The organism is Flavobacterium sp. KMS (assembly GCF_000813005.1).
Taxonomy (GTDB): Bacteria; Bacteroidota; Bacteroidia; order Flavobacteriales; family Flavobacteriaceae; genus Flavobacterium.
The window spans coordinates 449,159-470,724 of the sequence record NZ_JSYP01000001.1; the positions used below are offsets into that span (position 1 = coordinate 449,159).

Here is a 21,566-nt window from a genome sequence, read left to right on the forward strand (position 1 = left end):
GTTATACGTCTTATAAATACCATTTTAAGATATATAAACAACAAATCATTTTACTCCATAAAAAAGCCCAATATCTATTAAAAAAGATATTGGGCTTTTAATTTTTATAAATCAACTAATAAAAGTACTCCGTAGTAGTTCCTGCATCTTCAAAATTATCAAAAGATTTCGCTGGATAACCATCTGCATTATACGTTATTTTTGAAGTTTTAGTAACCCCATCCCCAACCTTTTGAGAAATAATATTATGTACATTCCCTGAAGCTTCTCCATCTGCAAAAGAGGTTTTATCCAAACCTAGAATGTTTCTATGCGGGTTATATTTGGTATCATATGTATAAACAAAACTAGGCGAATAATTTGAATCAATTTTACTAACCTCTCCTCCTATAATAGTTATGACTGAAGTCCCTTGAAAAACAGTTTGGCTTTTATCATCTCCTGAATATGCTTTAACTGTAATAGTATTATCTGCATTATAAGTATAGACTTCTTTATAACCTTCTTTTAATTCAGGATCAACTCTTAAAAAAATACTTAATTTTTTATTAGCATCATATGTATATGTATTTTCCTGAAGTATAGTTTCATCAGCAAGTTTAATTATCATTTTTGTAATTAAATCCTGATTATAAATCCAATATACTCCACCTTCTTCATTTGAATCAATAGCACTAATGATTTTATTTCCGTCATATTTATAGTTCAATATGTCGACAGTACCATCTTCGTGAGTTTGAATCATTTTTCTCAACAAAACTTGATCTTCCTTTTTTGGTTCAGTTTTGATATCCTTTATTGGCTCAATATCTCTTCCGTCAGTATCACCAGAACAAGAACTTAATATAAATAAAGAGGCAATCAAGAAATAAAATATTTTTGTTTTCATAATATATTTTCATTTAGAATAATTAACTGCAAAAAGAATCATTTTCATCAACCGAAACCCTTGCGACATGCTTTATAAGTAACACTTTAAGACAAATTAACTTGAATGTTTTTCTCATCTAAATACTACTTATTGGATAACAAATTTTTTTATGGAGCAAAATATTTAAAGCGTAAAGTTTTTTGCTTATTCTAAAATTATTATTAATAAAAGTATTCCATCATTTTGCGCCCATTATCAGATGTAATCAAGTAGTTATCACTATTATAAATATTCGAATAAATAAGTGTGTCCTCATTATCTTTTCCGTACCTTAGTATTTCTTTTGTTTTATTATTATTTAAACCTACTTCCCTACCAAAAGCATCTGAATTGAATATTAAACTAGCTCCAACAATGTTTTTAAAAGGAGTATTTTTAGTATCATATTCCATTAAACTAATATTATAAGGACTAGTAAACATTTCAGCTTTGACTATGTTCTTATTAGAATCTAAAGTTAGGGCACTAAGCGTCATTAGTTTCTGTTTTTGTGTTAAAGGATCAATGTCAATATAAGTTGCTGAAATTTTGCCTTCCACATCATAAGAGAAGATACCTTGCATGGTATTTATTCTATTTTCCGAATAAACCTTTAAAGAAGATCTTAATTTATTACCCTCATATGCAAAAGTTGTTGTGTTTGAATATGCTTTACCATTATGGATTTCTGTTTGAACTGTTTTTGTTATTAAATCCCCAGTATATGTAAACACAGTTGTTGCTCCATCATCATAGGTTATTTTGTCTATTTTATTTCCTTCATAGGTATAAATTGCGGTTCTAACAATCCCATTTCCATTTGTTTCGATAGATTTCTTTAACAGATTCTGGCTTTTTGGTGTAATAACAACGTCATCTTCCTTAGTTTCATCATTAGAGCAAGAGGTTAGCACTAATAAAGCACTAAATAAGTAAAGTAATTTTTTTTTCATTTTTTTAACAGGTTATAGATTAACAATTAGCGTGTAAATATAAAAGACTCAGCTCTTAAAAACCTAATAAAATTCATTTTTTTGTAATAAAAAACCCAAATAAAACAATATAAATTGCTATTTGGGTCTTTATTTTAATTCATTATTCTTAAATTTTTAGATACTTAGTATCTAAGAACCTTAGTAACTTAAAACCTTACTTCACATAATCAATAGCTTTCGCTAAAGCTTCTGGAATTCCATCTGCATTTTTTCCTCCAGCAGTTGCGAAGAAAGGTTGCCCTCCTCCTCCACCTTGGATATATTTCCCTAACTCACGAACTACTTGTCCTGCGTTTAGTTTTTTATCAGCTACTAATTCTTTAGAGATATAACACGTTAACATAGGTTTTCCTTCTTCGGCTGTAGCCAATACTACAAATAAATTTGTGTAAAAATTACCTAGTTCATAAACCAAATCTTTAGCTCCTTCTGGAGATAAATCGACTTGTTTTGCTAAGAATTGCACACCATTTATTTCTTGTAATTCCTTAGCCAAATCTCCTTTCATGTTTTTGGCTTTATCTTTTAATAAAACTTCTAACTGTTTTTTAAGTTTAGCATTTTCATCTTGCAATGAAACAACAGCTTTTATAGGATCTTGTGCATTTTTTAAAACTGCATTAATCTCTTTTAGTTTCTCTGCTTGATTTGCAAAATATTCTTTTACAGCTCCCGAAGTTATTGCTTCGATACGACGAATTCCTGATGCAACTGCACCTTCGCTCACTATCTTGAAATACCAAATATCAGCTGTATTGTTTACGTGAATTCCTCCACATAATTCCATACTATCTCCAAATTTAATGGCACGTACATGATCTCCATATTTTTCACCAAACAAAGCCATTGCTCCTTCCTGAACTGCTTGCTCAAATGGCACACTTCTTCTTTCTATTAAAGGCAACTGTTCTTGAATTCTTGCATTTACAAAATCCTCAACTTGTTGCAATTCTTCATCGGTTACTTTTGAGAAATGAGAAAAGTCAAATCTTAAATGTTTCGGACTTACCAATGATCCTTTTTGCTCTACGTGCGTTCCTAAAATAGAACGTAATGCCTGATGCATTAAGTGCGTAGCAGAGTGGTTTGAAGCAGAGCTTTTTCTTGTGCTTACATCTACAAAAGCTTTAAAAGTCTCCGTTAGATTATTCGGAAGTTCTTTGGCAAAATGTATAATTACATTACTCTCTTTCTTTGTATCGATTATGTAAATTACATCTCCGTTACTAGCCTCAAAATATCCTTTATCCCCTACTTGTCCTCCACCTTCTGGATAAAAAGGTGTCATATTAAATACGATTTGATAGATTTCTCCATCTTTAGCACTTTCGACTTTACGGTAACGAGTAATTTTTACCATTGCTTCGGTACGGTCGTATCCTATGAATTCTTCATCTTCATCATCAATCAAAATTTGCCAATCTCCCGCTTTTACTTTCGAAGCTGCACGAGAACGCTCTTTTTGTTTTTGTAATTCTGATTCGAAACCTGCTTCGTCTAATTTTAATCCTTTTTCTGAAAGTATCAAAGCTGTTAAATCGATTGGGAAACCATACGTATCATATAATTCGAATGCTTTTTTACCCGAAACAACTTTATCAGTGTTATTTGCAATAATATTATCTAGTAATACCAATCCCTGATCCAGTGTACGTAAGAATGAATTTTCTTCTTCACGAATTACATTTGCACAAAGTTCTTTTTGCAATTTAATTTCTGGAAACGGAACTCCCATTTGTGTGCTTAGTGTATCTACCAGCTTATAAATAAAAGGCTCTTTGGTATCTAAAAATGTAAATCCATAACGAATAGCACGACGCAATATTCTACGTATTACATATCCTGCTCCTGTGTTAGATGGCAATTGTCCATCGGCAATTGCAAATGCAACAGCACGAACGTGATCTACTACTACACGGATAGCAATATTAGTTTTGTTTTGTTCTTCACTTATATTTTTAACTTCATCAGAAGTATATTTAAAACCTGTAATTTGTTCTACTTTTTCAATAAGCGGTGTAAAAACATCAGTATCATAATTAGATGTTTTTCCTTGTAATGCCATACATAAACGCTCAAATCCCATTCCGGTATCAACGTGCTGTGCAGGAAGTTTCTCAAGAGATCCATCGGCTTTACGGTTGAATTCCATAAATACATTATTCCAGATTTCTACCACTTGTGGATGGTCATTATTTACTTCTTCTCTTCCAGGCTTCAATGCTTTTTCTTCCTCTGTACGTAAATCAACATGAATTTCCGAACATGGCCCACAAGGTCCCTGATCACCCATTTCCCAAAAATTATCCTTTTTATTTCCAAGAATAATTCGGTCTTCAGCAACAAGAGTTTTCCAGATATCCCAAGCTTCCTGATCAAAAGGAACATTATCTTCTTTGCTTCCTTCAAAAACAGAAACATACAGATTTTCCTTTGGAATTTTATAAACTTCAGTCAATAATTCCCATGCCCAGTTAATTGCTTCTTTTTTGAAATAATCTCCAAAAGACCAGTTTCCAAGCATTTCAAACATCGTATGGTGATACGTATCAAAACCTACATCTTCTAAATCATTGTGTTTTCCTGAAACACGAAGACATTTTTGCGTGTCGGCTATTCTAGGACTTTTTGGCATTCCATTCCCTAAAAAATATTCTTTAAACTGGGCCATTCCCGAGTTATTGAACATAAGGGTTGGGTCGTCTTTAAGAACAATTGGAGCAGATGGAACAATTAAATGCCCTTTGCTCTGAAAAAAGTCTAAAAATTGCTTGCGTACGTCTTGTGATTTCATTTTTGTTAGTTTAATCGATAATTTGTTGAATCGTTGAATTGTTCTTAGTTCATTATCGAATAACCGATTAAACAATTAACCAAATCAACTTTTTGCCCCGGATAGTAGTGAAAAGCTTCGAAGTTTATAAATCTATTTTTTGTTGAGATAGCTGAGCGACCAGAGGAAGCTCCTGCTGACTCATTATAAAAAAAGTTTTATAAACGAGAACTTGAAACAAATAGCCGGATTGGGCACATTATTATTTTTTTATTATTGAAAAAAGGGCGGAACAACTGAAACATTTATTAAATTTGTTCCACTAACATTTTTACAGTGTGCAAAAATAGGGTATTTTAAAATATGGCGAAAGTAAAATATTATTACGATTCGGAAAATTTGGCCTACCGAAAAATAAAAACTAAAAAAAGAACTAAATTTGGCTTTATTGTCTTGTTTTTAGTTGCTTCGACGTTGTTTGGTTTTTTAGGTTTTGTTATTTTATTGAACACTCCTTACTTTGAAACTCCAAAAGACCGCTTACAAACTCGTGAAATTGAGAATTTGAAGTTGAATTATTCGATTTTAAATAAAAAAATGGATCAGATTGATGCTGTTGTTGAGAGTCTTGAGGAACGTGACAATAATTTATACCGAGTTTATTTTAACAAAAAAGAAATTCCAGATTCAATACGAAAAGCAGGGTTTTCGAGAATAGAAAGATATAAAGCTTTAGAAGGCTACAATAATTCGCAATTGGTAATTAAAACCACCAAAAGAATCGATGTACTTTCTAAACAATTGGCTATACAATCAAGATCATTAGACGAAATTTTGAAACTGGCTAGTGCCAAAGAAGATTTATTATCGGCAATTCCTGCCATTCAGCCAGTACAGAACGAAAATTTAAAACGTATGGTTTCTGGTTTTGGTTATAGAACAGATCCATTTACCAAAGTACGTAAGATGCATGAGGGTATGGATTTTACGGCCAAAACAGGAACTCCTGTTTATGCCACTGGTGATGGTGTTATAGATAGAGCCGACAGTAATGCCTCTGGTTTTGGAAATCATGTCGTAATTAGGCACGGTTTTGGTTATGAAACTTTGTATGCCCATTTAAGCAAATACAACTGCCGACCTGGTCAAAAAGTAAAACGTGGTGACGTTATAGGTTATGTAGGTAGCACCGGAAGATCAGAAGGACCTCACTGCCATTACGAAGTTCATAAAGATGGAAAAGTAGTAAACCCTCTTAATTTTTATTACGGAAATATTTCGGCGGTGGAATATGTTGCCATTTCGCAATTAGCAAACCAAGAAAATCAATCATTAGATTAAAATGCATATAGAATTACAACCTGATAAACGATATTATAGTATTGGCGAAATCGCCAAAGCATTTCATGTGAATGCTTCTTTGATACGCTTTTGGGATGGAGAATTTGATATTCTTAAACCAAAAAAAAACGCTAAGGGTAATAGAATGTTTACACCTGAGGATGTGAAAAATTTACAATTAATTTTCCATTTAGTTAAAGAACGCGGTTTTACGCTGGAAGGTGCCAAAATTCACCTGAAGGAAGGCCAAAAGAAAACATTAGATAAATTCGAAATAATACGTAAATTAGAGACGATAAAAACACAATTGACTGAAATTAAAAACGAATTGTAAAAACAAATCAATAAACTTAAATTAAAGCAAATATGAAAAAATGGTTAATCCCTGTAGGAATTATTGTTGCACTAATCGCTATTATAGCTTTTTGGTCAATTGGAATTAAAAATACTGGTTTAAAATATAACCAGGCAGTAAACAAAGAATGGGGAAATGTAAACACAGCTTACCAACGTCGTAACGACCTTATCGGAAACTTAGTGAATACGGTAAAAGGTGCTGCTGATTTTGAAAAATCTACATTGACTGCTGTTATCGAGGCTCGTGCAAAAGCAACTGCGGTAACAATAGACCCAAGTAATGTTACTCCAGAACAATTGGCTCAATTTAACCAAGCACAAAGCGGTGTATCTTCATCTTTATCTAGATTATTAGTTTCGGTTGAACAATACCCAACTCTAAAAGCAAATGAAAATTTCTTAAAGTTACAAGACGAATTAGCTAGTACAGAAAATCAAATTCTTACTGCAAGAACTCGTTTTAATGAAGCTGTTCAGGAATACAATGGTTACATATTATCAATTCCTAACAAATGGTTCTTAGATTATAAAGAAAAACCATATTTTGAAGCTGTTGCTGGAGCTGATAAACCTGTAGAAGTAAAATTCTAAAAAATTGATAAACGATTTTTGATTGTAGAAATACTAAATTTAAAAATCATTATTATTCATCTAAAAACTAATTTCAATGTCAAAAGTAGAAGATTTTTTAACCAAGGAAGAAGAAGAAGCAATTGTTGAAGCTATTCGTGTGGCCGAAAAAAATACTTCTGGCGAGATTAGAGTTCATATAGAAAAATCAACTTCTAAAGCCCATTTTGATAGGGCTTTGGAAGTTTTTCATGAATTAAAAATGGACGAAACACACCTTCAAAACGGTGTTTTAGTTTATGTTGCCGTAGACGATCATAAGTTTGTTATTTGCGGAGACAAAGGAATAAATGACGTTGTGCATCCTGATTTTTGGGATTCTACCAAAGAAGCAATGGCAGCACAATTCAAACAAAACAATTTTAAACAAGGACTTATTGACGGTATCTTGGTAGCGGGTGAACAATTAAAAAAATATTTTCCATGGTCTGCTGACAATACTAACGAATTATCAAACGAAATATCTAAAGGATAATGATTACACCCAAACTAAATACCTCGATTTTCCTAAAATTAATCGTTTGTCTGTTCTTTACCCAAATAGGTTTTGCTCAATTTACAATTCCTGAAAAACCAAAATTTCAGACTTCTGTTTACGATTATGCAAATGTTTTAAGCCCTACAGAAAAAGCACAGTTAGAAGAAAAACTAATTCGTTACTCAGATTCTACTACTACTCAAATTGTTGTAATTACCATTGAAAGCCTTAAAGGTGAAGATATTGGAATATTAACTCCAAAATGGGGGCAAGAATGGGGAATTGGCGGAACTGCAAAAAATGATAACGGAGTTCTTATTTTATTGGCTAAAGCCGAAAGAAAAATATGGATATCACCTGGTTATGGTCTTGAAGACAAATTAACTGCTGGTATTGGTGGTGAAATTACCCGAAATATTATTATCCCTGAATTTAAAGCAGGAAGTTACTACAAAGGTCTTGACAAAGGCGCCGATGCTCTTTTTGACGTTTTTAAAGGAAAATATAAAGGAAGCCGTAAACAAGACGAAGGACAAAATTTCCCTTTCATCATGTTCATTATTATTGTAGGTGTTATCATATTTCTTATGTCAAGAAATAAAGGTGGTGGCGGAAACTCCGGAAATAGTGGCGGTGGAGGGCCTAGCCTACTCGACGTAATCATTTTAAGCAATCTTGGCCGAAGTGGCGGTGGTGGTTTTGGCGGTTTTGGTGGTGGATCATCTGGCGGAGGCGGGGGTTTTGGTGGAGGCTTTGGCGGAGGAGGATTCTCTGGTGGAGGTTCTGGCGGAAGCTGGTAGTTTTCGTTTTTCAGTCCCAATTACCTATCACAGTTTAAAAACTTATAATATATTTGCAAATCATAATTTATAATAATGTTATCACATAAAGCCAAATATGCTCTTAAAGCATTACTTTATTTAGCGGAGCAAGACGAAAATCACATTTCTAAAACTATAGAAATTGCTGAAGGCGCCAATATTCCTAAAAAGTTTTTAGAACAAATTTTACTTGATCTAAAAAGAGGGCATTTTGTGAGTAGTAAACAAGGAAAATACGGTGGTTATTATCTTATAAAATCCAAAAACGATATTACATTAGCCGAAATTCATCGTCTTTTTGATGGAGCAATTGCGCTTTTGCCGTGTGCTTCATTAAATTTTTACGAACCTTGTTCTGATTGTAAAACGGAGTCAGAATGCCACTTAAGACACGGCTTAATGCTTATTAGAGACAAAACTTTACAAGCGATGCAGGGGATTACAATAGCCTCATTAGTAGAAAAATAAAAAAATATATTCTAAAGTCTAGCAATTATGTAGAATTTATATATATTTGCCAAAAATAAACACACACTAATTAAAACCAACCTTATGAAACCACTTAAAAGAATCCTTGTCAAAAAGACAAGTCGGCTGCAGAGTAGCATTTCAAAATTAATTGCAAAAAACAATACCAGTTCTATTTTATGTATGTGTATGTGCTAGTAAAAAAAATTTAATTTAAATTCTACTAATTACATATACTTAATATAAAATGAAACAATCTATAAAAAATACACTTACAATACTATTCTTTTTAACCTTCTCTATATCATTTGCACAAAACATTGAAGGCGTTGTTACAAATAGCGAAAATATTCCCTTAGAAGCCGCTAATGTTATCATAAAAGGAACAACCTCTAATACAACTACAGATCAAAGCGGAAAATTTAGCATTGACTCCAAAGGAAAACTCCCACTAACACTCTTAGTTCAATATATTGGCTACAAAACTGCAGAGATAGAAATTACAGCTTTACCAATAACCACTCCATTACAAGTTACTCTTAACGAAGAAAATGCTCTAATAGAAGTGGTTGTTTCTTCGAGACGAAGAATAGAAAAAGTTCAAGATGTGCCTATCGCCATATCAGTTATAACTGGTAAACAAGCAGAACAAACAGGAGCATTTAATGTAAACCGTATAAAAGAACTTGTTCCATCAGTACAACTATATTCATCAAACCCAAGAAATACAGGAATCAACATTCGTAGTTTAGGTTCTCCTTTTGGTCTTACTAATGACGGAATCGATCCTGGTGTTGGTTTTTATGTAGATGGTGTATATTATGCCCGTCCTGCAGCAACAACATTAGATTTTATCGATGTAGAACAAATTGAAGTGCTACGTGGACCACAAGGATCTTTGTTTGGTAAAAACACAACTTCGGGTGCATTTAATATCACTACTCGTAAACCAAGTTTTACTTCGGGCGCTGACTTTGAAGTGAGCTACGGAAATTTTGCTTTCTTACAAGCCAAAGCTTCGGTTACTGGTGCTTTAGGAAAAAAAGTAGCAGGTCGTTTATCTTTTTCTGGTACACAACGTGATGGTCTAGTTGATAACATCGTTACCGGAAGAGCTACAAATACACTAAACAATCAAGGAATTAGAGGACAACTACTTTATACTCCATCAGAAAATACAAACATTATATTAGCAGCAGATATTACAACGCAACGCCCTGATGGATATGCTCAAGTTGTAGCTGGTGTTGCTCCTACTCAAAGAGCAGGTTATCGCCAGTTTGATGCCATTATTAAAGATTTAAACTATCAATTACCAAGTTTAAATGCATTTGACCGCAAAATAGATCAAGATACTCCATGGCGTTCTGGACAAGATTTAGGAGGTATATCGCTTAATGTTGATACAAAAATTGGAGGCGGTACTCTTACCTCGACCACTGCATGGAGATTCTGGAATTGGGATCCATCAAATGATAGAGATTTTACAGGATTACAAGTATTAGCAAAATCGCAAAACCCTACAAGACAAACACAAATAACACAAGAAGTTCGTTATGCGGGACAACTTTCATCTAAAATAAGTGGTGTTGTTGGTGTGTTTTTTATCGACCAAACATCTAAAACAAACGGTACCGAAGAATCTGGTAATGCACAATGGAGATTTTCACAAAGCACCACTAGCCCATTATGGAAAACTCCAGGTCTTTTTGAAGGATACGGAATAAAAACCGATGCAAGAATCAGATCATCTAGTGCTGCCGTATTTGGACAATTAGACTGGGCAGTAACCGAACGTTTACATATATTACCTGGTTTACGTTATAACTTTGATAAAAAAGAAGCCGATTACACTCGTACTACATACGGAGGTTTACAAACCACTGATCCAGCATTACTTGCTTTGAAAAAATCTGTTTATAGTGATCAAGCTTTTACATCAGATACTGACAACACAGACTTTTCTGGAAATATAACAGTTACTTACAAAGCTTCAGATAAAATTAATGCTTACGCTACTTATGCAAAAAGTTACAAACCAGTTGGGGTAAACGTAGCTGGTCTTCCAACAGATGCCAAAGGACAGCCATTACTTGATCTTGCGGTAATTAAACCAGAGAAAGTAAATCATTACGAAATAGGAATAAAAACATCTCCTTTTAAAAACTCCATATTCAACTTAGCATTCTTTAATACAGATATTAAAGATTTCCAAACAAATGTACAAGCAGCTGAATTGGGCGTTAACCGTGGATATCTTGCCAATGCAGATAAAGTACGTGTAAGAGGTGTAGAACTAGATGCTAGCTTTGTATTTAGTCAACATTTTACTGTAAATGCAGCTGCAACTTATACAGATGGTAAGTATGTAAAATTTACAAACGCACCACTTCCATTAGAAGAAACAGGAGCTCCAGTAGCATTTAAAGATGTTTCGGGAACTGATTTACCAGGTGCATCAAAATGGGCTGGATCTTTAGGAGGCGAGCTTTCTGATAAAGCAAAATTCTTCGGAAATGCTGGTAAAGTTTTCGTAGCGATAGATTCTTATGCTCGTTCTGAGTTCTCATCAAGCCCTTCTGCTTCAAAATATTTAGTAGTTCAAGGCTATGCTATTTTTAATGCTCGTTTTGGTTTCCGTGCAGCCGAAGGTTTATCTGTTCACTTCTGGGGACGTAACCTTTTAAACAAGGATTACTATGAACAATTATTGCCTGCAGGAGGAAACACAGGACAATATGCAGGAGTACTAGGCGACCAAAGAACTTACGGAGTTACTTTAAAGTATTCTTTATAGATTTTTATCAAACATAAATCAAACAACTATTAACTGGGATAAGTTTTAAATAACTTGTTCCAGTTTTTTATTTAGAGTTCTATTGAAACGCGAAGATTGTCTCAAAAAAGGAACGCGGATGACGCAGATTTACTAAAGTAAAGACGCGGATAAAAACGGATTTTCTATTTATACTTACTCTCTTTTTCTATCATAAATAATACAGATAAAGAGATTAAAAAACTTTGCGAACTTTGCGTAAATCTTTGCAAACTTTGCGGTTAATTTTTCTTGCCACAGATTAAAAGAATTAAAAGAATTTCTCCAAAATTATAAATTTAAAAAATCAGTTTTTATCTGCGTTTTCGCCTAGCGAATCCGTATAATCCGCGTACCATTTATTTACAAATCACAAAATCAAACCAAAAGCCGATTTAATTATCAATATCAATTGTATATATTCGCAGCCTGAATAACAGCTGAATGAAATCTTGCAGATTACTTTTTTTTCTCGTACTAACAAGTCAATTATTGGCAGGGCAAACCAAAAAAAATATCGACCAGCAAACTCTTACCTGGATAAGATATTACAATATATTGCCGTTAAGCCAAAAGTGGTCCTTACATTCTGAAATTGATAATCGCAGTTTTCTCAATCCTATTCACGAAAACCTATGGGTTTTAAGAGTTCAGGGAAGATACCGAGCAAATAAACTTATTGATCTTGGTGGAGGTTTCGCTTATTTTAATGTCAATACCCAGAGTACCGAAATTGATCCCGATTTTTCGATTCCAGAATACAGAGCACAACAAGATATTACACTTATAAACGACATTGCAAAAATCACTTTCCACAATCGTTTTCAGCTAGAAGAACGTTTTATTCACAAAGCCAATCAAGAAGAATTACTCGATGGTTACTCTTTTTCCTTTCGATTTCGGTACCGTTTACAATCTACATTTACCCTTTGGGAGAAAGAAAAACGAAGCTTAAAAGGAACCATTTCTAATGAAGTCTTATTAAATTTCGGAAAAGAAATCAAGAGAAATACCTTCGACCAAAATAGAATTTATGTTGCATTACGTTATCATTTTAATCCAAATGTAGGTCTAGAATTAGGCTACTTAAAAAACTTTCAGCGAAGAGCGAGCGGAGTCGATTTTTACGACAGAGATATTATCAGACTTACACTTTACCACAGAATTAATCGGAAAATGTGAGAGCGTGAAGACTTGAGAATGTGAGATAAAAAGGTGCAACATGCAAGACGAAAAGATTTGGCTAAAGCCCTTTTCCTCTTAATCATTAATATCTCCAGCCAAAGCTGGAGCCAATTCAAACTTTAAGTTTTCCTAACTTTGTTTCTTTTGAACCTATAAAACCTTAGTATCTCAGAACCTCTGTAACTTTGAACCTTTGAACCTATAAAAAAACCTTAGTCCCTTCCACCCTTTTTCTTAGATCCTTTTTTATCAGATGCAAAATTTCCAATTTTATACGATAGCGAAAACATTACATATCGTCTTAAAACAGTATTTTCTTCATCACGAATAGATGTCGCCGAAATTGTCCTTGTGGCGCTTTGGTTTTGGTTTAAAAGATCATAAACTTTTACTTTTATAAACATTTTCTTGTCCAATATTCCATAAGACAAACTCGTATTCCATAGAAAGAAATCTTTCTTAAAATCACTCGAAATATTAGAATTGTAAGTGTATCCGAAATCATTACCAAAAACTAAATTTTCAGGCCAATAAGTTGTTGCCTGCAAATTAATTTTATGAATCACGTTAGAGGTCGCATCTCTAGAATAGTTCTCATACGTTGTTTCGTTATAAGAAAAACTATATGATGGAGCAATAGTAAGCAACTCGCCATAATCGTATGATAAATATACTTTTGGCGTAATTGCTGTAGATTTTGCATTGTACAAAACCGCATTTGTATATCCTTTATCAAAAGAATAACCACCATTTAATCCTAGACCATATCTTAAAACATGAGCATCTTTTTTTATAGACTGGTTCCAGTTACCTCCTGCATTAATAGCATAAGTTCCCGAAATATTAGTATAAGTAGTCGTTCTTTTTCCGCTATCATCATAAATTGAGGTCGAAACAACATCGTTTTTATAATAATCTCCCCTTACAAACAAACTATAACCGGATCGTGTTCGGAAATCAAAATTCCTAAAATTAAAATTAGCACTATTTTTCTCAACAGGATTTAAATCTGGATTCCCTATTATAGTATTCAATGGATTACTCAGATTCAAGACAGGTAATAACTGAGTCGAAGTAGGAAGCGCATTAGAATAATCATACTTAAACGATATGTTTTTTGACTTACTAAACTTGTATCTAATTTGGAAATCACCATAAGGCAAAGCATATTTTTTATTCAAATCAGTTTCTTTATTCAAGTACAAAGAGTGATTATCATAATCGACAATTGCTGTTCTAGAATTCACGTTTATGGTAAACTTATCTTTCTGCCAAGTAATACCAACTTTAGGACTAATCGAATTTTGTTTGGAGGTTATATAATTCGTCAATGATAAATTTAAATCCGAATACGATTCTGTAGTTGGATCAAAGTTGAATGTTTTTTCATCATTTATAGTATTTGCCAAATCAAAATTTGATCCAAATCTTACTCTCAACGAATCAGTTATAGGCTCTGTATATTCCAGATCTAACGAGTAAGTATCACTAATAGTATTCTTTTTAGTATTTTGATTTCTCTTATCACTAGGTTTACTGTCTTGATAAAAAATAGTTTCCGAAAGATTTAACGCGTCCGAATCATTACTTGTATTATTATTAATAAATACCAAACTTAGGTTACGATGCTTTCTCTCAAAATTTTTATTGAAGTTAATAACATTACTAAAGTTAGTATTGGTACTTTCTGAATAGGATTTCGAATTACTTTCGTTTAAAGATTGCCCGTTTCCATCTTCAGAAAAACTAGATGAATCTGAATTATTATTAGAACGAGACTGACCCAATTTTGGCGAAACAAAAATTTGAGTAGTCGGATTAATTTTATACTCTAACTCAAGGTTTACATTATTACCTGTATTTTCATTTCTTGTATTCGAGTCTGAACTTGTTACAATATTTCCTGTAGGCAAAAAACTAGTTTGATCAGACTTACTTGCGTTTTTGTTAACCGTATTAGAGAAATCATAACTCGCCGTAGCTTCCAAATCTTTAGACCATTCATCAGAGTAATTAAAGCCCAGCAAGTTCGATTGTGTGATTCCTTTACCACCACCAGAAGAGTTATTACTTAATCCTTTACTATTTCTTCCTCCTCCCATATTATCAAACACATCATCCATAGAGAATCCCGTAGAATTAATATTATTAGAAGAAGCTAAAACACTAATCTTTTGTTTATTATTAAAAAAATTCATGATAAGGCTACTCTCATATCTATCGTCAGAGCCATAACCGCCAAGAATCTTCCCAAAGAAACCTTTATTTTTCTTTTCGTCTATAGTTAAGTTTATACTCGAATAATCCGAAGTTGATTCTTGTTTAGATAATTCTTCTTTTTTGGTTTTAAAATCAGAAACCTGAACTTTTTTTATAATATCAGCAGGCAAATTTTTCAAAGCAATCGCCCCATCTTTATCAAAAAAAGCTTTCCCATTTACCAAAAACTGAGTTACTTGTTTTCCGTTTACAGTCACCTTACCATCATTATCTACATCTACGCCTGGCAATTGCTTCAATAAAGCTTCTACATTCGAGTCTGGGCGCACTTTATACGAAGCTGCATTAAACTCTAGCGTATCTTTTTTCATTGTAATTGGCGCAGCTTCACTTTTTATAACCACATTATCTAAGGCATTTACGTTCTCGAGTAAATATAATTTTCCATAATCCTTACTTGCCAGTAATCCTTTTTCCTCCTCATAATACGGCTGATATCCCATGTAATTTATCTTCATAAAAACAGGTTTATCATATTTCTTAGTATTTATGCTAAAAAAACCATTCTTATCCGTCGTTGCATATTCAATTATAGTCGAATCTTTAACTGTAGTAAAATAAACTGTAGCCAGTTCCAGTGGTAATTGCGTATTAATATCGATGACAGTTCCCTTTATAACAATGTCATTTTGAGCACTAGCAGTAAAACCTAAAATAAAAAGCAATAAGAAAGCGTATAATCTAATCATGAAAGGATTTTTTAATACTATAAGACCCAAAAAAAGGGCAAAGGTTTAACTATTTATCATCTATTTTCTTGGCTTTACAAACTAACCTTGCTAACAAAGATAATTCACCAAAATAAAACGCTGTAAACATACATTAATTGCATAAAAAAATCCCGATTTCTCGGGATTTCTGTTTATTATTTCTCTCTGATATAAATATCGATTGGCACTCCTGAAAAGTCCCAGTTTTCTCTAATCTTATTTTCAAGATATCTTTTATATGGTTCCTTAACATATTGTGGCATGTTAGCAAAAAACACAAACTGAGGCGTAGGTGTTGGCAACTGCATACAATATTTAATTTTCACATATTTTCCTTTAGTCGCTGGTGGCGGGTAAGCTTCGATCACCTTCAACATAAATTCATTAAATTTAGATGTAGGTATTCTTTGTTGTCTATTTTCATAAACCTGAACCGTAGCTTCTAATGCTTTCAATAAACGTTGTTTCGTTAAAGCCGAAACGAACAAAATTGGCACATCAGTAAAAGGCATTAATTCTTTTTTGATCTTCTCTTCGTAATCACGAGTCGACATCGTATCTTTTTCAACCAAATCCCATTTGTTCACAAGGATTACAACACCTTTACGGTTTTTCTCAGCCAACCAGAAAATACTTTGATCCTGACCTTCAAATCCACGAGTTGCATCTATAACCAAGATACAAATATCAGCATGCTCAATTGCACGAACTGAGCGCATTACTGAGTAAAACTCTAAATCTTCCTTCACTTTAGCCTTACGACGGATTCCCGCAGTATCAACCAAGTTAAATTCAAAACCAAAACGGTCAAATTTAGTATCAATTGCATCACGAGTAGTTCCCGCAATATCAGTTACCATAAAACGTTCTTTACCAATAAGTGCATTGATAAAACTAGATTTCCCAGCATTCGGACGTCCTACAACAGCAAAACGTGGTAAAACCACTTCTTCCTGAACAGGTTCTGGTTTTACAGGGAAAGATTCGATTAAAGCATCCAATAAATCTCCTGTTCCGCTTCCCGAAATACTAGCAAACGTATAATATTCACCTAAACCTAGGTTATAAAACTCAATCGCATCTTTCTCACGCATTGCGTTATCTACCTTATTTACAGCAAGTAAAACCGGTTTTGTAACTTTACGCAACAAACGAGCAACAATGTCATCCATTGGTGTAATCCCCTCTTCTACATCTACCACAAAAATAATAACATCGGCCTCATCAATAGCCAATTCTACTTGTTTGCGGATTTCTCCTTCAAAAACGTCATCAGAACCACGAACGTATCCGCCGGTATCAATAACCGAAAATTCTTTTCCGTTCCACTCGCTTTTACCATAGTTTCTATCACGGGTAACCCCAGATACTGAATCTACAATAGCTTCTCTTCTTTGTATCAGCCTATTAAAAAGGGTTGATTTCCCTACATTAGGTCTTCCTACTATCGCAACAATGTTATTCATTTTTTTGAATTTTAGATCCTGGATTCTAGATTTCAGCTTTTTAGTTACCCAAAAACCTAATCACTTGTAATCCAAAATGCTTTATTTTAATTTTTTGCAAAGGTAGTCTTTTTTAGTTTGCAGTTATCAGTTTTAAGTATTCAGTAAAAAAACTGCTAAAACTGTGACTCTAAACTAAAAACTGACTACTTTTTTCAGGAGCTGTTTCCTGCTACCCGCTTCAAACGAAGTTCACTGAACTCCGCTTTTAAATATACATAAAGTGAAGTAATCTTTTGTTCCGCTAAAGGAGCGTCACAAAAGGATTTTCACTACTATCAGGGCTAGACTTTCGATTAAACAATTAACCGATTCAACGATTAACCTTTTTTACAATTAACCAATCAGTGGTAAATATTTTTCTTCAATAAAATCCAAATGATGAATTTGATGACCAATTATATTAAACCCCATTGCCAATACAGACATTCTATATTTCCAATTAATTCCTGTTTTCTGCAAATCTTCAGCATCAAAACTTTTAAATAATGATACTGTGGCTCGTCTTACGGCAATTAACTCATCAATGATTTCAGTTATCGATTTAGAATTTGCTTTAGATTTTCTTGCCATTTCATCTTCATCAAAACTTATAACAAAATCCTTTTCATCTCTGGCAAATCTCAAAGTCCCTGAACATAATAATCTTTCGATATCAGTAATATGCTGGATAATTTCATTAACTGTCCATTTACCTTCCAGATATGTTTTTCCTTTTAATGCTATAAAAGTCGAAATATCCAACAATTGTAATTGTTCTATACTTTTCTCAAAAGCTTCTTCTAGTTCTATATCTTCAACAAGATTAATATACCTGTCAAAGTATTCTGGCATAGGATTAATATCCGATTTTATCATCAACTTTAGATTATACGTTTAAAACGACTCCCGATTAAATAGTTAAACGATTAACCAAATCAACATTTATTGGTTATACCCAAAACGTTTTAGCATATTAGCATTACTTCTCCAGTTTTTATTCACTTTTACGTATAGTTCAATATGAATTTGTTTTCCGAAGAACTTCTCTAAATCCGCACGAGCTTCCATACCCACTTTTTTCAAAGCAGCACCTTTATGTCCAATGATAATTCCTTTTTGCGTATCGCGTTCTACCATAATCAAAGAACGAATACGGATGATATTCTCATCTTCAAAAAATTCTTCGGTTACAATTTCTACTGCGTATGGGATTTCTTTACTATAATTCAATAAGATTTTTTCACGGATAGTTTCGTTTACAAAGAAACGTTCCGGCTTATCTGTCAATTGATCTTTTGGGTAATATGCTGGCGATTCAGGTAATAATTCGATGATTCTACCAAAAACCTCAGGCACATTAAAGTTTTGCAAAGCCGAAATTGGGAAAATCTCAGCATTAGGAACTTTAGCAGTCCAGAATGCAACTTGCTCTTCTAATTGTTCCTGATTCGAATTATCGATTTTATTCAATAACAATAGAACTGGAATTTTGGCATGTATGATTTTATTAAAGAAAGCTTCGTCTTTTAGCTCCTGCTCCCCTATCTCTACCATATAAACTAGGATATCAGCATCTTCAAAAGCCGATTTTACAAAGTTCATCATCGATTCCTGCATTTCGTATGCTGGTTTGATAATTCCCGGAGTATCAGATAAGATCAACTGAAAATCTTCTCCATTTACGATTCCTAGGATTCTATGACGTGTAGTTTGTGCTTTAGATGTTATTATAGACAATCGTTCTCCAACGAAGGCATTCATTAGTGTTGATTTTCCAACGTTTGGATTTCCGATAATGTTTACGAAACCTGCTTTATGTGACATTTGTGTACTATTTATTCTGCAAAGGTAGTCATATCAAGTCAATACAGAAAATAAAACATTTTTTAAAGTTTTTGTTGAAATATCCAATAATTGGTTATACCTTTGCACCCGAAACAACGCGGGATAGAGCAGTAGGCAGCTCGTCGGGCTCATAACCCGAAGGTCACAGGTTCGAGTCCTGTTCCCGCTACTAAAACAAAAGCTTCAGAGAAATCTGGAGCTTTTTTTTATTACAAAATCTAAGCTATCAGGCTCATATCCGCCGCGTCGGACACAGATTCGAGTCCTGCTCACGCTACTAAGACAAAAGCTTCAGATTTCTCTGAAGCTTTTTTTATTTTCCCCCTCTTTGTCAACATCTCGTTGCGTTCACGAACGGGATGCTCACGCCAGCAGGGGATTTAACTTTTATTTAATCAAAGGTTCATAATCATATTTTTTTATTTTACTTGATATATATGATAATCTTTCTTCAGTAGTATCTTATTTTCATTTAACGTATAATTTCTAATTCTTTTGAGCCTTTGGGAATGTGTAAAAATAAATTATTCCATTCAACAACTTTTGCTCCAGAATTATTTACAAACTGATATGAAAACATTGAATTTCCTTTATTGTGTCCTGATAAACTTTCTAAAGCTATTACTGTATTATTACAGTAATAAGATAATTTATAATTTTTCAATGGAAGCATCTCTAAACTATTAAAGCTGTTTTGATATAATGCTTTTTGAAATTTAGTTCTAACACTTTCAGAAAAATATTGTGATTGATACCATTCTGTATCAGCCTTAAGATAAAGAGTATTAAAATAATCAAAATCCTTATCTCTAAAAGCATCAATAGTTTTATGGTAATACTGTAATACATTTTGCAGTAAAACTTCTTTGTCTATTTTGCTTAGGTCTTCACTTTCTGACCATCCTTTTAATTCATAAGGTACTTTCGCTGTAAATGTAAATTCTTTAATGAATTGATTTTGTTTACTGTAATCGATAGGTTGTTCGTAATTAGGTTCATCATTATTATTTGTTTTATATTTTGGCAGTTCGTATTTTAAAATCGTTTCGGGTTTTTCTAAATTGCCATTTTTACTCCAAGATGTTTGCTCTATTTCCAAAGAAAAGAAATCTTTATTTGTTAGATATTCATTTTGAATGTTTTGAGAATTGTAAGTGGGATATATTTTCATTTTTAAAGTTTGAATACCACTTTTTAGAATAGCGGAATTAATACTAAAGCCTATTTTACCTCTCATTTTATCAAAATAAGTATATACAGGAAAATCATTTACTAGTATCTGATAGCAATTTTGTGTTTTAACTTTTATTTGATACAAGGGTTCATAATCATATTTTTTTATTTTATCTGCTATAAAAGATATTCTTTGTTCTGTATTCATAGTATTCTCTTTTTTTTCTTGTGAATTACAATTCACAAGAAAAAAAAGAAATATCCATCTTAGATTTATCATTTTGCTTCTCCCTTTAAGAAGTTTTTATCGATCATACTATATCGGATTATTTCAAAATCTTTTGCGCCTTTAGGTCTATGTAAAAAAATGTCAAAAACTAGTACATAATTAAAAGCCCCTTTTTTATAACGATATCTTAAAATTCCCTCATTTTTATCCCATGTTTTAACTCCTCTAATACTTACAATTTTACCATTACCGTAAAATTCAAGCTTACCGCTATCTATAGGTTCAAAAGTTTTTCCTTTCGCAACGAAATCAATCCATTTATTACTTTTTGATTTTGCACTTTCAATAGTGAAGTAATTACTTTGAAAATAATTAAATTCAGCTTTTTTGATACTATTGAGGTAAAAATCACTATTTCCGTCTTCAATACTGCTTCTAAATTCATTATAAAAAGCTAATACTTTCTTTTTTAGATCCAGAGTATCTGTTTTTGTTAAATCTTCGCTATCTTCCCAACTATATAAACTATAAGGCACCTTAGCTATAAAATCTAATTCTGTCGTAAATTCTTTTAATTTACTATAATCGATAGGCTTACTGTAATCTTCCTCATTATTCACATCACGTTGATATTGTGGTAGTTCATAATTCATAATAAGTTTAGGCTCTTCCAAACTTCCATTTTCCCAGGCTGTTTGTTCTACTTTTAATTTAAATTTGATTCCATTCTTTAGATATTCATTTGGCGTAACTTGCCCTTCGCCAAAAGGAATTGGAGGATAAATTTTTACTTTTAGTTTTTGTGAACCACTTTTAAGTATAAATGAATTATCAAAAGTTCCAAAAACATTCATAACATTATTGTGTTTTGTTAGAACCAAAACATCATTAGCCCAAATGTCATAATTATATAAAGTTTCTACTTGTAACTGATAAATGGGTTCATAATCATACTTTTTTATATTTGCTAATAAAGGATTTTCTTTCATCGTATTCTTTTTTTCTTGTGAGTTGCAACTCATTAAGCAAATGCTTAGTGCGAAAGTTAAAATTATTTGTTTCATATTAT

17 protein-coding genes and 1 tRNA gene are annotated in these 21,566 nt (G+C 32.8%); 9 read left to right on the top strand and 9 right to left on the bottom strand.

Annotated elements, in window-relative coordinates; all coding sequences use genetic code 11:
• Window positions 1–115: 115 nt before the first annotated feature.
• The 3 genes from OA93_RS01920 to alaS form a co-directional block, all read right to left on the bottom strand.
• Complete coding sequence (locus OA93_RS01920) at window positions 116–889, bottom strand: hypothetical protein (protein ID WP_039111440.1); 774 nt, start codon at window positions 887–889, stop codon at window positions 116–118.
• Between the two features lie 203 nt (window positions 890–1,092).
• Window positions 1,093–1,863: a hypothetical protein gene (locus OA93_RS01925; RefSeq protein WP_039111441.1), complete on the bottom strand. Its 771-nt coding sequence runs from the start codon at window positions 1,861–1,863 to the stop codon at window positions 1,093–1,095.
• 196 nt (window positions 1,864–2,059) lie between these two features.
• On the bottom strand, window positions 2,060–4,699 hold the full coding sequence (alaS, locus tag OA93_RS01930; RefSeq protein ID WP_039111442.1) for an alanine--tRNA ligase: 2,640 nt from the start codon (window positions 4,697–4,699) through the stop codon (window positions 2,060–2,062).
• A gap of 342 nt (window positions 4,700–5,041) precedes the next feature.
• On the opposite strand from alaS, the gene OA93_RS01935 reads away from it, so the two are divergent.
• The 8 genes from OA93_RS01935 to OA93_RS01970 all read left to right on the top strand — a co-directional run bounded on the left by OA93_RS01935 (window position 5,042) and on the right by OA93_RS01970 (window position 12,770).
• Entirely contained in the window at window positions 5,042–6,019 is a 978-nt protein-coding gene (locus tag OA93_RS01935) for a M23 family metallopeptidase (protein WP_039111443.1), read from the top strand.
• Between the two features lies 1 nt (window position 6,020).
• Window positions 6,021–6,353, top strand: a complete 333-nt coding sequence (locus OA93_RS01940) for a MerR family transcriptional regulator (RefSeq protein WP_035619327.1) — start codon at window positions 6,021–6,023, stop codon at window positions 6,351–6,353.
• Between the two features lie 32 nt (window positions 6,354–6,385).
• Window positions 6,386–6,967: a LemA family protein gene (locus tag OA93_RS01945; protein WP_039111444.1), complete on the top strand. Its 582-nt coding sequence runs from the start codon at window positions 6,386–6,388 to the stop codon at window positions 6,965–6,967.
• Between the two features lie 76 nt (window positions 6,968–7,043).
• Complete coding sequence (locus OA93_RS01950) at window positions 7,044–7,481, top strand: TPM domain-containing protein (RefSeq protein WP_039111445.1); 438 nt, start codon at window positions 7,044–7,046, stop codon at window positions 7,479–7,481.
• A complete protein-coding gene (locus OA93_RS01955) occupies window positions 7,481–8,284 on the top strand; it encodes a TPM domain-containing protein (RefSeq protein ID WP_039111446.1) in 804 nt (267 codons plus the stop codon). The genes OA93_RS01950 and OA93_RS01955 overlap by 1 nt, the downstream gene beginning before the upstream one ends.
• A gap of 75 nt (window positions 8,285–8,359) precedes the next feature.
• Window positions 8,360–8,773, top strand: a complete 414-nt coding sequence (locus OA93_RS01960) for an Rrf2 family transcriptional regulator (protein ID WP_035619335.1) — start codon at window positions 8,360–8,362, stop codon at window positions 8,771–8,773.
• A 247-nt stretch (window positions 8,774–9,020) separates the two neighbouring features.
• Window positions 9,021–11,570: a TonB-dependent receptor gene (locus OA93_RS01965; protein WP_039111447.1), complete on the top strand. Its 2,550-nt coding sequence runs from the start codon at window positions 9,021–9,023 to the stop codon at window positions 11,568–11,570.
• A 462-nt stretch (window positions 11,571–12,032) separates the two neighbouring features.
• Window positions 12,033–12,770: a DUF2490 domain-containing protein gene (locus tag OA93_RS01970; protein ID WP_039111448.1), complete on the top strand. Its 738-nt coding sequence runs from the start codon at window positions 12,033–12,035 to the stop codon at window positions 12,768–12,770.
• A gap of 215 nt (window positions 12,771–12,985) precedes the next feature.
• Here OA93_RS01970 and OA93_RS01975 read toward each other — a convergent pair whose 3' ends face one another.
• From OA93_RS01975 to era, 4 genes are all read right to left on the bottom strand, one after another.
• Complete coding sequence (locus OA93_RS01975; protein ID WP_039111449.1) at window positions 12,986–15,742, bottom strand: outer membrane beta-barrel protein; 2,757 nt, start codon at window positions 15,740–15,742, stop codon at window positions 12,986–12,988.
• Between the two features lie 176 nt (window positions 15,743–15,918).
• The gene (gene der / locus OA93_RS01980; protein WP_039111450.1) at window positions 15,919–17,229 is read right to left on the bottom strand and encodes a ribosome biogenesis GTPase Der; all 1,311 of its coding nucleotides are present in this window, start codon (window positions 17,227–17,229) and stop codon (window positions 15,919–15,921) included.
• A 375-nt stretch (window positions 17,230–17,604) separates the two neighbouring features.
• Window positions 17,605–18,126, bottom strand: coding sequence for a DinB family protein (locus tag OA93_RS01985; protein ID WP_039111451.1), 522 nt, complete (start codon window positions 18,124–18,126; stop codon window positions 17,605–17,607).
• A 66-nt stretch (window positions 18,127–18,192) separates the two neighbouring features.
• On the bottom strand, window positions 18,193–19,074 hold the full coding sequence (era, locus tag OA93_RS01990; RefSeq protein WP_039111452.1) for a GTPase Era: 882 nt from the start codon (window positions 19,072–19,074) through the stop codon (window positions 18,193–18,195).
• 117 nt (window positions 19,075–19,191) lie between these two features.
• On the opposite strand from era, the gene OA93_RS01995 reads away from it, so the two are divergent.
• A tRNA-Met gene (locus OA93_RS01995) sits at window positions 19,192–19,264 on the top strand.
• A gap of 303 nt (window positions 19,265–19,567) precedes the next feature.
• On the opposite strand, the gene OA93_RS02000 is transcribed toward OA93_RS01995, so the two are convergent.
• Together OA93_RS02000 and OA93_RS02005 are read right to left on the bottom strand one after the other, a co-directional pair.
• Window positions 19,568–20,476: a hypothetical protein gene (locus tag OA93_RS02000; RefSeq protein WP_039111453.1), complete on the bottom strand. Its 909-nt coding sequence runs from the start codon at window positions 20,474–20,476 to the stop codon at window positions 19,568–19,570.
• A 68-nt stretch (window positions 20,477–20,544) separates the two neighbouring features.
• Window positions 20,545–21,561 (bottom strand): hypothetical protein, encoded by a 1,017-nt coding sequence (locus OA93_RS02005; RefSeq protein ID WP_131474442.1) that lies wholly within the window; start codon window positions 21,559–21,561, stop codon window positions 20,545–20,547.
• Window positions 21,562–21,566 lie beyond the last annotated feature (5 nt).